Origin of the sequence: Nocardioides sp., assembly GCF_035547795.1 — a bacterium.
Classification (GTDB): Bacteria; Actinomycetota; Actinomycetes; order Propionibacteriales; family Nocardioidaceae; genus Nocardioides.
This window is the reverse complement of record NZ_DASZUF010000175.1, coordinates 1-11,708: the sequence shown is the minus strand read 5'-3', so window position 1 is coordinate 11,708 and position 11,708 is coordinate 1. Positions and strand designations below refer to the sequence as shown.

The 11,708-nt window shown below is 72.8% G+C and carries 14 protein-coding genes and 1 pseudogene; 14 read left to right on the top strand and 1 reads right to left on the bottom strand.

The window, feature by feature from the left end; genetic code table 11:
- The 5 genes from VHA72_RS12280 to VHA72_RS12260 all read left to right on the top strand — a co-directional run.
- Positions 1-779 (top strand): hypothetical protein (locus tag VHA72_RS12280; RefSeq protein ID WP_325575605.1); only part of this gene is annotated, 779 nt, incomplete at its 5' end.
- Positions 780-830: 51 nt separating this feature from the next.
- Positions 831-1,316 (top strand): pyridoxamine 5'-phosphate oxidase family protein, encoded by a 486-nt coding sequence (locus VHA72_RS12275; protein ID WP_325575603.1) that lies wholly within the window; start codon positions 831-833, stop codon positions 1,314-1,316.
- Between the two features lie 12 nt (positions 1,317-1,328).
- Positions 1,329-1,526: a ferredoxin gene (locus tag VHA72_RS12270; RefSeq protein WP_325575601.1), complete on the top strand. Its 198-nt coding sequence runs from the start codon at positions 1,329-1,331 to the stop codon at positions 1,524-1,526.
- On the top strand, positions 1,526-2,443 hold the full coding sequence (locus tag VHA72_RS12265) for a 3-oxoacyl-ACP reductase (RefSeq protein ID WP_325575599.1): 918 nt from the start codon (positions 1,526-1,528) through the stop codon (positions 2,441-2,443). Before VHA72_RS12270 ends, VHA72_RS12265 begins: the two co-directional genes overlap by 1 nt.
- A complete protein-coding gene (locus VHA72_RS12260) occupies positions 2,443-3,201 on the top strand; it encodes an SDR family NAD(P)-dependent oxidoreductase (protein WP_325575597.1) in 759 nt (252 codons plus the stop codon). Before VHA72_RS12265 ends, VHA72_RS12260 begins: the two co-directional genes overlap by 1 nt.
- Positions 3,202-3,205: 4 nt before the next feature.
- Here VHA72_RS12260 and VHA72_RS12255 read toward each other — a convergent pair whose 3' ends face one another.
- Entirely contained in the window at positions 3,206-3,814 is a 609-nt protein-coding gene (locus VHA72_RS12255) for a TetR family transcriptional regulator (RefSeq protein ID WP_325575595.1), read from the bottom strand.
- A gap of 107 nt (positions 3,815-3,921) precedes the next feature.
- Here VHA72_RS12255 and VHA72_RS12250 point away from each other — a divergent pair, with 107 nt between their 5' ends.
- The 9 genes and pseudogenes from VHA72_RS12250 to VHA72_RS12210 all read left to right on the top strand — a co-directional run.
- Positions 3,922-5,961, top strand: coding sequence for an acyl-CoA dehydrogenase family protein (locus VHA72_RS12250; RefSeq protein WP_325575593.1), 2,040 nt, complete (start codon positions 3,922-3,924; stop codon positions 5,959-5,961).
- A gap of 36 nt (positions 5,962-5,997) precedes the next feature.
- Positions 5,998-6,165 (top strand): annotated as a pseudogene (locus tag VHA72_RS12245) (SigE family RNA polymerase sigma factor); the annotation flags it as partial.
- 62 nt (positions 6,166-6,227) lie between these two features.
- Positions 6,228-6,500 (top strand): sigma-70 family RNA polymerase sigma factor, encoded by a 273-nt coding sequence (locus VHA72_RS12240; protein WP_325575591.1) that lies wholly within the window; start codon positions 6,228-6,230, stop codon positions 6,498-6,500.
- A complete protein-coding gene (locus tag VHA72_RS12235; RefSeq protein WP_325575589.1) occupies positions 6,493-7,131 on the top strand; it encodes a hypothetical protein in 639 nt (212 codons plus the stop codon). Before VHA72_RS12240 ends, VHA72_RS12235 begins: the two co-directional genes overlap by 8 nt.
- Before the next feature lie 75 nt (positions 7,132-7,206).
- Positions 7,207-9,363, top strand: coding sequence for an acyl-CoA dehydrogenase family protein (locus VHA72_RS12230; RefSeq protein ID WP_325575587.1), 2,157 nt, complete (start codon positions 7,207-7,209; stop codon positions 9,361-9,363).
- The gene (locus tag VHA72_RS12225) at positions 9,360-9,860 is read left to right on the top strand and encodes an FAS1-like dehydratase domain-containing protein (protein WP_325575585.1); all 501 of its coding nucleotides are present in this window, start codon (positions 9,360-9,362) and stop codon (positions 9,858-9,860) included. Before VHA72_RS12230 ends, VHA72_RS12225 begins: the two co-directional genes overlap by 4 nt.
- A complete protein-coding gene (locus VHA72_RS12220; RefSeq protein ID WP_325575583.1) occupies positions 9,857-10,246 on the top strand; it encodes a Zn-ribbon domain-containing OB-fold protein in 390 nt (129 codons plus the stop codon). Before VHA72_RS12225 ends, VHA72_RS12220 begins: the two co-directional genes overlap by 4 nt.
- Complete coding sequence (locus VHA72_RS12215) at positions 10,243-10,626, top strand: MaoC family dehydratase (RefSeq protein ID WP_325575581.1); 384 nt, start codon at positions 10,243-10,245, stop codon at positions 10,624-10,626. Before VHA72_RS12220 ends, VHA72_RS12215 begins: the two co-directional genes overlap by 4 nt.
- Positions 10,620-11,708, top strand: a 1,089-nt coding sequence (locus tag VHA72_RS12210; RefSeq protein ID WP_325575579.1) for a lipid-transfer protein, incomplete at its 3' end; no start/stop codon positions are given. The genes VHA72_RS12215 and VHA72_RS12210, both read left to right, overlap by 7 nt.

Sequence of the window (11,708 nt, the reverse complement as noted above, 5' to 3'; positions counted from 1 at the left end):
TGAGCGACCTGAAGCCCGACGAGAAGCTCTGCCCGTTCTGCGCCGAGGTGATCAAGGCGGCAGCGGTGAAGTGCCGATACTGCGGCTCGGACCTGGCCGGGGCCCCGCGGGCGACCACGGAGCCCGCCGAGCCCACCGAGTCCACCGCGGCCACGGAGTCCACGGAGTCCACCGAGACTCTGGCCCAGCTCCCGTGGCCGGTTGAGCCCGCGACCTCCGCCGTACCGACCCGGCGACGGCCCTGGATCCTCACCGCCGTGCTGGTGATCGCGCTCGTCGTGGCCGGAGGCGGCCTCTGGCTTGCGGTGAACAACGCCAACAGCGACGACGTCGCGCCCGACGGACAGCTCTCCTCGGCCGGCGCCCGGGCCGCGATCATGAGCCAGGCGGCGACGCTGACCGCCACGGTGATGTCCTACCGCGCCGCCTCCTCGGCGCAGGACATCGCCACGGCGGAGAAGCTGATGACGCCGGCGATGCGGAAGAAGTACGAGAAGACGCTGCCGGCTCAGGCCGACCGGCAACAGCAGGCCAAGCTGAAGGTCACCGTCAAGGCGCAGGTCGCCTCGCTGAGCGGGAAGTCGACGTGCAGTGCCTCGGACTGCGCGGTGGCGCTGTTGTCGGCGACCGAGTCGAGTGCGCGGGTGCTGGTCTTCGTCAACCAGAGCGCCACCGCCAAGAACAGCAAGAACTCGGTGCAGAGCCCCACCTGGGAGCTGGTCAGCCTGGTCAAGCAGAACGGCGTATGGCTGATCTCCGACATGTCGGCGTCGACCTGATCTGCTAAGGTAGAACGTGTTTCAGTTTTGCGACCGACGGAGGTGGGTGTGATGGCTGTCGGTCGCGCCGCCGTCCGCCTCTCCGCCGCCGAGCTGGCGGCGTTCCTCGGCGAGCAGACGAAGGTCCAGGTCGCCACCGTCGGCCCGGATGGCGCGCCGCACCTGACGACGCTCTTCTATGCGCTCGACGACGCCGGCCGGATCGCATTCTGGACCTACGGCTCCTCGCAGAAGATCGCCAACCTGCGCCGCGACCCCCGGATCAGCGCGCTGGTGGAGACGGGCGAGGACTACTTCGAGCTGCGCGGCGCGAGCATCGCCGGCCGGGCGCGTCTCGTCGAGGAGTACGACGAGATCCGCGCCCTCGGTGCCCGGGTGCTCGCCCGGATGTCCGGCGGCGCCGACCTTGGTGGGCTGGGCGAGGACATCCTCGACCAGCAGGCCACCAAGCGGGTGGGGGTCGTCATCGAGCCGGAGAAGGTGGCCAGCTGGGACCACCGCAAGCTGTCTGCGCTCCCCGGTCAGGGAGCAGGGTGAGGAGAGGTGGCAATGGCCAAGATCAGCGTCGACTGGGACCTGTGCGAGTCCAACGGGGTCTGCGAGGCGATGGCGTCCGACGTGTTCCACCTCGACGACGACGATCTGCTCCAGGTCGACGACCCCATCGTGACCGACGAGAACCGGGAGCGCGTCGAGCGCGCCGTCGCCGGCTGTCCCCGGGCGGCGCTGAGCATCGTGGAGGACTGATGGCAAACCTCGACGGCCGGGTCGCCATCGTCACCGGCGCCGGAGCCGGGCTCGGCCGTGCCGAGGCGCTGGCCCTGGCTCGCGCCGGCGTCCGCGTGGTGCTCAACGACCTGCCCGACGGCGCCGACGCGGTTGCCGAGGAGATCCGGGCGCTCGGCGGCGAGGTGGCGCTGGCCCCTGGCGACGTCAGCGAACGGGCCACCGCCGATGCGATGGTGGCCGCCGCCGTGGACGGCTTCGGCCGGCTCGACGCGGTGGTCAACAACGCCGGGATGACCCGGGACAAGATGCTGTTCAACATGACCGACGAGGAGTTCGACGCGGTCCTCGCCGTCCACCTGCGGGGACACTTCCTGCTCACCCGCAACGCCGCCGCGCACTGGCGGGCCCGGGCCAAGGAGACGGGGACGCCGGTCGATGCGGCGGTGGTCAACACCGCCTCCGAGGCGTTCCTGGTGGGGCCGCCGGGTCAACCCAACTACGCGGCCGCCAAGGCCGGCATCGTGGCGCTGACGATCTCGACCGCACGGGCTCTGGGTCGCTGTGGCGTACGCGCCAACGCGATCTGCCCGCGGGCCCGCACCGCCATGACCGCCGACGTCTTCGGCGCCGACGCCTCCGGAGCCGAGGTGGATCCCTACAGCCCCGAGCACGTCGCGCCGCTGGTCGCCTATCTGGCCTCGCCGGCGGCGGCCCGCATCACCGGCCAGGTCTTCGTCGTGTACGGCGGCATGGTCGCGCTGCTCGCCGCTCCCACGGTGGCCCAGCGCTGGGACCTCGCCATCGAGCAGCCCGACGCCGGCACGTGGGACCTGGACGCGTTGGACAAGCATGTCGGCGGCTGGTTCGTCGAGCACGACCCGAGCGTCGGCTTCGCCGCCGACGCGATCATGAGGCTCACCCCGGGAGGGCAGTGATGGGACGACTGGCAGGCAAGATCGCGATCGTCACCGGCGGCGCGCAGGGTCAGGGTGCGGCGATCTGCCGGGCCTTCGTGACCGAGGGCGCGAAGGTGGCCATCGCCGACATCGCCGACGAGCCCGGCGCGCTGCTGGCCAAGGAGCTCGGCGAGAAGGCCGTCTTCGTCCATCACGACGTCAGCGACCAGGGCTCGTGGGAGGCCCTGGTCGCCGGCGTGACCGAGCGCTTCGGTCCGGTCAGCGTCCTGGTGAACAACGCGGGCATCCTCCGCTTCGCCGACATCGAGCACCAGGACCCGGCCGAGTACGAGCTGCTGTGGCGGGTCAACACGCTCGGCTGCTTCCTCGGCATCAAGGCGGTCATTCCCACGATGAAGGCGAACGGCGGCGGCTCGATCGTCAACGCCTCCTCCATCGAGGGCCTGGCCGGGATGCCGCTGGTGGCCGGCTACACGTCGACCAAGTTCGCCATCCGCGGGCTGAGCAAGGCGGCCGCGCTCGAGCTGGGCCCGGACGGGATCCGGGTCAACTCGGTCCACCCCGGCATGATCGACACCGGCATGACCCGCGGCATGGGCGCGAACGACGAGGCGATGGCCTGGGGTGGCTCGAAGGTGGCGCTGAAGCGAGTCGGCGTACCGGAGGACATCGCTCCGCTCTACGTCTATCTGGCCAGCGACGAGTCGGGCTACGTCACCGGGGCCGAGATCGCGATCGACGGCGGCGCCACCGCCACCCACGCCTTCGGAGGTTGACCTCTCAACGCAGGAGGAGGCGGACGGCGACGTCGATCTGCTTCTCGACGTCGGTGGCCTCGCTGCGGCCGGTGACCCAGCCGACCAGGGCGGAGAGCCAGACGTCGGCGATCACCCGGATGATGGCGGCCTCCTCCTCGGTCGCCTCGCCGTGCTCGGGGGAGCCGGTGATGGCCCGCGAGATCATCGTGGTCAGCCGCATCCCGACCTCGTGGATCTCGCCGGCCACCGACGCGTCCGCGAACATGAACGCCCGCACCATCGCCTCGGTGAGCTTGGGCTGCTTCTGCAGCATCCGGGTGGTGCGGCTGAGCAGGAACATCACCCGGTCGTGCGGCGTCTCGCCGGGGATGGCCCGCGTCGCGGTGCGCTGCTCGGCCTCCTCGAACTCCCGGCCCAGCGCGGAGACGAGCAGATGGATCTTGGACGGGAAGTAGCGATACAGCGTGCCGAGCGCGACCTCGGCGTCGTCGGCGACGGTGCGCATCTGCACCGCGTCGAAGCCGCCCTCGGTCGCCAACGCGATAGTCGCGTCCAGAATCCGCCGCCGTCGCTCCCGCTGGGCCGCCGATCCGGTCTGGCCGGCCACCTCCGTCGCACTGCTGCTGCTCACGCTCTCCTCCTCGCCCGCTGGGGCCAGGCTAACGAACGTCCGGCCGATCCGTGAAACACGTTCTCCTTTCGCTCTAGTATTGAAACACGTTCTATTCAGGAGGTGCCGTGCCGATCGGGGTGACGGAGGAGCATCGAGCGCTCGCGTCCAGCCTGCGCGCCTGGGCCCACGGGCTCGACGGGCCGGCGCTGGTGCGCGCCGCCGAGGACGACCCTGCCGCGGCGTTCGCGCCGGTCTGGGCCAAGGTCGTCGACCAGGGCGTCGCGGTGATCGCCGTCCCGGAGGAGTACGGCGGAGGCGGCGGAACGCTGCTGGACGCCGCAGTCGCCCTGGAGGCGTGTGCCCATGCCCTGCTGCCCGGACCGCTGCTGGGCACGGTCGTGGTGGGGACGCTGCTGGCACGACACGGCCGGGTGCTGCCGGAGGGCGGCAGTGCCGGGTTCGTCCTCGACGGGCAGGTCGGCTACGACGCGGTCGGCGCCGACCGGGTGCTGCTCCCGGCGGGCGAGTCCTGGCGGCTGGTCGCGGCCGACGACCTGACGCTGGTCCCCTCCGCCGGAGTGGACCTGAGTCGTCGCGCGGCACGCGTCATCGCCCCCGCCGAGGTCGGTGAGGTGGTGACCGGGCTGACCGCGGACGAGGTGCGCCGTACCGCCCTGACATATGCCGCCGCCGAGGCCGCCGGCATCGCGGACTGGTGCCTGGAGACGGCGGTCGCGCACGCCAAGGTGCGCGAGCAGTTCGGTCAGCCGATCGGGCGGTTCCAGGCGGTCAAGCACCTGTGCGCGGGCATGCTCGAGACCCGGGAGGCGGTGGCGGCGGCGGCGTGGGACGCTGCCGCGGCCGCCGACGCCGGGGACGAGCAATGGGGGTTCGCGGTGGAGGTGGCCGGCGCGGTCGCACTCGACGGCGCGGTCCGCGTCGCCCAGGACTGCGTGCAGGTGCTCGGTGGCATCGGGTTCACCTTCGAGCACGATGCCCACCTCTATCTGCGCCGGGCGGTCGCGCTGCGCGGCCTGCTCGGCCCCGGTGACGTCTATGCCGAGCGGCTGGCCCGGCGGACGGTGGCCGGGCAGCGTCGCCGGCTGCGGATCGAGCTGGCCGGCGCCGAGGGCCTGCGGGAGCGGGTGCGAGCGCGGGTGGCCGAGATCGCGGCGCGGCCCGACCGGCGGCGGGCGCTGGTGGACAGCGGCTACCTGGTGCCGCACTGGCCGGCGCCGTACGGACGGGACGCCACGCCGGTCGAGCAGCTGGTCATCGACGAGGAGCTGACCGCGGCCGGCATCGAGCGGCCGGACCTGAAGATCGCCGCCTGGGCGGTGCCCACCATCCTGGCGCACGGCACCGACGCGCAGCGCGAGCGGTTCGTGCGGCCCTCGCTGCTGGGAGAGCTGACGTGGTGCCAGCTGTTCAGCGAGCCCGGCGCCGGCTCCGACCTGGCCTCGCTGAGCACCCGCGCGGAGCGAGTGGACGGTGGCTGGCGGCTGACCGGACAGAAGGTCTGGACGTCGCTGGCCGCGCAGGCCGACTGGGCGATCTGCCTGGCCCGGACCGATCCGGCCGAACGCCGGCACCGCGGGATCAGCTACTTCCTGGTCGATATGGCCTCGGCGGGCATCGACGTACGTCCCCTGCGGGAGATGACCGGGGACGCGCTCTTCAACGAGGTCTTCCTCGACGGGGTGGTCGTGCCCGACGAGTGCCTGGTGGGCGAGGTCGGCGGCGGCTGGGCGCTGGCGCGCACCACGCTGGCCAACGAGCGGGTCGCGATGGCCTCCTCGCGGCTCGGCGCCAGCGTGGAGCGCTGCGTCGAGCTGGTCGGGGACGGCTCGCTGGATCTGGTCCGGGCCGGGCAGCAGGTCGCGCTGGCGACGGTCTGTGCGCTGCTGGGCGCCCGGGTCACGCTGCGCACGCTCGCCGGCAGCGGTCCGGGTCCGGAGTCGAGCGTGGCCAAGCTGCTCGGCGTCCGCAGCCGGCAGGAGGCCGCCGACCTCGCCGTCGACCTGCTGGGCCCCGGGGCGCTGCTCGCCGGCGCGGGCGAGGACGTCCACGAGATGCTGCTGACCCGCTGCCTCTCCATCGCGGGCGGTACGACGCAGGTGCTGCGCAACGTCGCCGCGGAGCAGATCCTGGGTCTGCCGCGCTGATGCAACCGGCCGGGCCTCGCCGCCCGTTGTAGGGGTGTGAGAGCACCCTTCCAGGCCGAGTTCGAGGAGTTCGTCCGGCGCAGCCGCGGCGAGTTGCTGGTGACGGCGACGACGCTGGCCGCCGGCGACCGCCACCTCGCGGAGGACCTGACCCAGACCGCGCTGGTGCGCCTGTACCTCGCCTGGGGTCGCGCTCGTGGCACCCGGATCGAGGCCTACGCCCGGCGAGTGCTCGTCAACTGCTTCCTCGACCATCGCCGCCGGCCGTGGGTGAGCCGGGAGCGCAGCGTCGACTGCCCGACAACCCGGCCCTCGACGCGGTCTCGCTCGACGGCGAGCTCGTCGACGCGTTGCGCGAGCTGCCGCCGCGAATGCGGGCCGCGGTCGTGCTGCGGCACGTCGAGGACCGCTCCGTCGAGGAGGTGGCCGACGCGCTCGGCTGCTCCACCGGCACCGTCAAGAGCCAGACCGCGCGCGGGCTCGACAAGCTCCGCGCCCGGTTCCAGCACACCGCATCTGTAGGAGGAGTCCATGACTGATCTCGAGACCCGGCTGCGTGATCTGCGCGTCCCGGCCCCACCGGTGAGCGACGAGGTGGTGCGTGCCGACGTCGCGCGGGCGCGCCGGGCGCTCCACCGCCGTCGACTGACACGAGTGGGCAGCGGCGGCGTCGCGGTCGCGGCGGTGGGCGTCCTCGCCGCGGTCGTCGTCGCGGGCCAGTCCGGCGGCCAGTCCGGCGAGCGGCCCGATGTCGCGACACCGCCGGCATCGGGTCACCTGCGGCTGGTCGACTACACCGGTGCCCAGCAGCCCGGGTTCACCGTGGCGAAGGTGCCGGCGGGGTTCGTGCTGCAGGGCGCGACGCCGTACTCGCTCGACGTCGCCCGCGCCGACGACCACAGCAGCCTCGACGTCTTCAGTGGCAAGTTGACGGTGATGCTCCAGTCCAAGGACGCGACGTTGCGCCACACCGACCACCCGGTCACGGTGCACGGCACCACCGGCTACCTGCACACGGAGAAGGGCGTGGCCACCACGCTGGAGTACCTCGACGGCGGGCACGACGTGATCGTGCAGGCCTGGGCGGACCTCGGCCTCACCGACGCGCAGCTGGTCGAGTTCGCCAACGGCGTGACCGTCTCGGACAGCGCCCAGGCCAGCGTCGGCTGAAGTCGAGTCAGGCTTGGCAGCACTCCTCCGCTAAGGTAGAACATGTTTCAGAAATGAGACGCGGAGGAGGCCCGGGTGAGCGAGGATCTCAGCGCCGAGATCGACGGCGTCCTGGCCGACGTGCTCGAGCGGGGGCCACAGGACCCGGCCGGGCGGTGGCGCGCGCTGGCGCAGGCGGGGCTGCTCGGTCTCCCCGTCCCGCAGGAGTACGGCGGCGCCGGGCTCGGACTGTCGGCGGTCGGCGTGCTGCTGCGCGGCGCGGCGCGGCGCGGCGCCACGGTGCCGCTGCACGAGACGCTGCCGCTGCTGACCGCGCTCGCCCCCGAGTTGGGCGGCGACCTGCTCGGGCGGGTCGCCGCCGGCGAGCTGATGCTGGCGCCGGCTCTCGACCAACCCGGCCTGGCGCCGGCGGCGACCCGGCTCGTCGACGGTCGGCTGGACGGCCGCACGGTGGGCGTGCCGGTCTTCACGACGGCGACGCTGCTGGTGGTCACCGCGGCCACCGCCGAGGGCCCGACGGTCGCGCTGGTCGACCCGGCCGGCCCGGGCGTGAGCGCAGCTCCCTCGCGGTCGTCGAGCGGCGTCCCGGAGGCGACGTACGCCTTCGCGGAGGCGCCGGTGGTGGCGACGTTCGACGCGGCCGCGGTGGTGCGCGCGCACGTGACCGCGGGACGGCTGCTGCGGGGCAGCGGGCTGCTGGCCGGCGCGCTGGAGCTGACCGCCGGCTACCTCGGCGAGCGCAGCCAGTTCGGCCGGCGACTGGCGGAGTTCCAGGCGGTCGCCCAACAGGTCGCCGACGTCTACGTCGTCGCCCGGCTGACCGAGCTGGCCGTGGCGGAGGTGGTGCGCCGCCTCGAGGCCGGCGACCCGGTCGACGACGACCTGGCGATCGCGTCGTTCTGGCTGTGCGACCGCGTCCCGGCCTCGCTCCAGACCTGCCACCACTTGCACGGCGGCGTCGGCGTGGACGAGACCTACCCGCTGGCGGCGTACACCTCGGGCGTGCTCGACCTGGTCCGGCGCCTCGGCGGGCGGATCGGCACCCTCGCCGCCGCGCCGGCGACCGAGACGGCCGGCAAGAGCGCCGAGCTCACCGAGGAGCAGCGTGCGTTCAAGCAGGAGGTGCGGGCCTACTTCGCCACGCTGGTCAGCGAGGCCGATCGGGAGGAGATGCTGACCGACCGGCACGGGCCGGCGTACCACCGGATCATCAAGCAGATGGGCGCCGACGGCCGGCTCGGCGTCGGCTGGCCGCGGGAGTACGGCGGCCAGGGCCGCAGCGGGGTCGAGCAGCAGATCTTCGCCAACGAGGCGGCGTACGCCGACGTGCACCTGCCCGCGGTCACGCTGCAGACGGTCGGCCCGACGCTGCAGGAGTTCGGCACGCCGCGGCAGAAGGAGCTGTTCCTGCCGCGGATCCTGACCGGCGACGTGCACTTCGCGATCGGCTACTCCGAGCCCGACGCCGGCACCGACCTGGCCTCGCTGCGGACCACCGCCCGGCGCGACGGCGACCACTACGTCGTCAACGGGCAGAAGTTGTGGACCACCGGCGGGCACGCGGCCGACTACATCTGGCTGGCCGCCCGCACCGACCCGTCCGCGCCCAGGCACCACGGCATCTCGATCCTGATCGTCGACACCCGCGACCCGGGCTTCTCCTGGACGCCGATCCGCACCATCGACGGCTCGCACCACGTCAACGCCACCTACTTCAACGACGTGCGGGTGCCGGCGGACATGCTGGTGGGCGAGGAGAACGGCGGCTGGCGGCTGATCACCACCCAGCTCAACCACGAGCGGGTCATGCTCGGCCCGGCCGGGCGGCTGGAGGGCCTGCGGGACCTGGTCGCCGGCTGGGCGGCCGCGCACGGCGTGCTGTCGGTGGCGCCGGTGCGAGAGGTGCTGGCGCGGACCACCGCCAGCTTCCGGGTCAATGAGCTGCTCAACTGGCAGGTCGCCGCGCGCCCGGCCGCCGGCCGCGCCGCGGTCGCGGACGCCTCGGCGTGCAAGGTCTTCGCCTCCGCCGAGGTGCAGCGGCTGGGGCTCGACCTGCTCGACGTGGTCGCGACGTACGGCGACCCTGCCGAGCCGGAGACCGCCCGGCTGCTGCGCTTCCTCGATGCCGCCGCGAAGCGCAACCTGGTGCTCACCTTCGGTGGCGGCGTCAACGAGATCCAGCGCGAGCTGATCGCCCAGTTCGGGCTCGGGCTGCCACGGGTGCCGCGATGAGCGTCGCGCCCGACGTGCACGAGCACGTGCTGGCCGAGGCCGAGCGGATCAGGGGCTGGGGCGAGGCGGCCCAGCGGCTGGCCCGGGACCCGGTCAACCAGCCTCGGATCAACGACTGGCTGGAGGCGATGGGGCTGGTCTCTCCACGTTTCACCGGCGGCGAGGCGCCGCCGTCGATGGCGCAGGTGTGGACCATGTACGGGCTCGGCGGCTCGCCCGCCGAGGACGACCCCCTGCACGCGATGATGCGGGTGCTGACCGACGCCGGGTTCACCGCCGTACTCGGGACCGACTGCGAGCAGTCCTACGACCGCTATCTGCGCGTCGGCGAGCGGGTGCGGGTGACCACCGCGCTCGACTCCGTGGTCGGCCCGAAGACCACCAGCATGGGCGTGGGCTACTTCGTGACCTCCCGTTCGACCTGGTACGTCGGCCGGGAGCGGGTCGCCACGATGCTCTTCCGGGTCCTCAAGTTCATCCCCAGGCAGGCCCCGTGAGCATCCGGCCGATGGTCAACCGGGACAGCGCCTACTTCTGGGAGGGCGCGGCGCTCGGCGAGCTGCGGATCCAGCGCTGCAACGCCTGCGGCGCGCTGCGGCACCCGCCCGGTCCGGCCTGCCCGGGGTGCGGGGCGCTCGACCGCGGCCACCTGGTCGCCTCCGGGCTCGGCACCGTCTTCTCGTACGTCGTCCACCGCCACCCGCCCATCCCCGGCAAGGAGCTGCCGCTCGTGATCGCGCTGATCGACCTCGACGAGGGCGTCCGGATGGTCGGCGAGGTGTCCGGCGTCGAACCGGAGGAGATGGCGATCGGGATGCGGCTGCGGGTCGACTTCGCCCGGGTCGACGACGAGCTCACGCTGCCGTTCTGGAGGCGGGTATGAGGCTCACCGTGGGAGACGCGCTGCCGGCCTGGGAGCTGCCGATCACGCCGACGCTGGTGGTGGCGACGGCGCTGGCGACGCGCGACTTCCAGGACGTGCACCACGACCGCGACCGGGCGGTCGCGGCCGGCTCGAAGGACATCTTCCTCAACATCCTCACCAGCACGGCGCTGTGCGAGCGCTACGTGACCGACTGGGCCGGCCCGGCGGTGGAGATTCGCGGGATCGCGATCCGGCTGGGGGCACCGGCGTACCCCTATGACACGCTGCGCTTCACCGGCTCGGTCGACTCCGTCGCGGACGGGATCGCGACCATCGCGGTGCGCGGTGCGGTCTCGCTCGGCGATCACGTCGCCGGGACGGTGCGGATCGCATGCTGAGCGGCGCGGCCGCGATCGTCGGGATCGGGGCGACGGAGTTCTCCAAGGAGTCCGGCCGCTCCGAGCTGCAGCTGTCGGTCGAGGCGGTCCGGGCGGCGCTGGCGGACTGCGGGCTGGGCCCGGCCGACGTGGACGGGCTGACGACGTTCACCATGGACACGTCCTCGGAGATCGCACTGGCCCGTGAGCTGGGGATCCCGGCGCTGCGGTTCTTCAGCCGGATCAACTACGGCGGCGGTGCGGCCTGTGCCACCGTGCAGCAGGCGGCGATGGCGGTGGCCTGCGGGGTCGCCGACGTCGTGGTCGCCTACCGCGGCTTCAACGAGCGCTCCGGCCGGCGCTTCGGCCAGGTCGACGCCTCGGTGGCGCAGCAGGTCAACACCAACGGTCTCGACAACGCCTGGACCTACCCGTTCGGGCTCGGCACGCCGGCTGCGACGGTGGCGATGCAGGCCAGGCGCTACCTGCACGAGTACGGCGCCACCTCGGCCGACTTCGGCCGGGTCGCGGTCGCCGACCGGCGGCATGCCGCGACCAACCCCGCGGCGTTCTTCTTCGGCCGGCCGATCACGCTCGAGGAGCACCAGGCGTCGCGGATGATCGTGGATCCGCTGCACCTGCTCGACTGCTGTCAGGAGTCGGACGGGGCCGTGGCCTTGGTGGTGGTGTCGGCAAAGCGAGCCCGCGACCTGAGGCAGCGGCCGGCGGTGATCGCGGCGGCGGCGCAGGGAAGTGCCGCGGACCAGTTCGTGATGACCTCCTACTACCGCGACGACATCGGCATCCCGGAGATGGGCGTGGTCGGCCGCGAGCTGTGGCGCCAGTCCGGCCTGGGCCCGGCCGATGTGCAGACCGCGGTGCTCTACGACCACTTCACGCCGTACGTGCTGATGCAGTTGGAGGAGCTCGGCTTCTGCGGGCGTGGCGAGGCGCCCGGCTTCATCGCCGACGGCGGGATCGAGCTCGGCGGTCGGCTCCCGATCAACCCCCATGGCGGGCAGCTCGGCGAGGCCTACATCCACGGTATGAACGGCATCGCCGAGGCGGTCCGCCAGGTCCGCGGCACCTCCGTCAACCAGGTC

Coding starts and splice junctions, on each gene's coding strand:
- VHA72_RS12275 (WP_325575603.1), top strand. CDS start 831: ATGGCTGTCGGTCGCGCCGCCGTCCGCCTCTCCGCCGCCGAGCTGGCG.
- VHA72_RS12260 (WP_325575597.1), top strand. CDS start 2,443: ATGGGACGACTGGCAGGCAAGATCGCGATCGTCACCGGCGGCGCGCAG.
- VHA72_RS12215 (WP_325575581.1), top strand. CDS start 10,243: ATGAGGCTCACCGTGGGAGACGCGCTGCCGGCCTGGGAGCTGCCGATC.
- VHA72_RS12235 (WP_325575589.1), top strand. CDS start 6,493: ATGACTGATCTCGAGACCCGGCTGCGTGATCTGCGCGTCCCGGCCCCA.
- VHA72_RS12270 (WP_325575601.1), top strand. CDS start 1,329: ATGGCCAAGATCAGCGTCGACTGGGACCTGTGCGAGTCCAACGGGGTC.
- VHA72_RS12225 (WP_325575585.1), top strand. CDS start 9,360: ATGAGCGTCGCGCCCGACGTGCACGAGCACGTGCTGGCCGAGGCCGAG.
- VHA72_RS12265 (WP_325575599.1), top strand. CDS start 1,526: ATGGCAAACCTCGACGGCCGGGTCGCCATCGTCACCGGCGCCGGAGCC.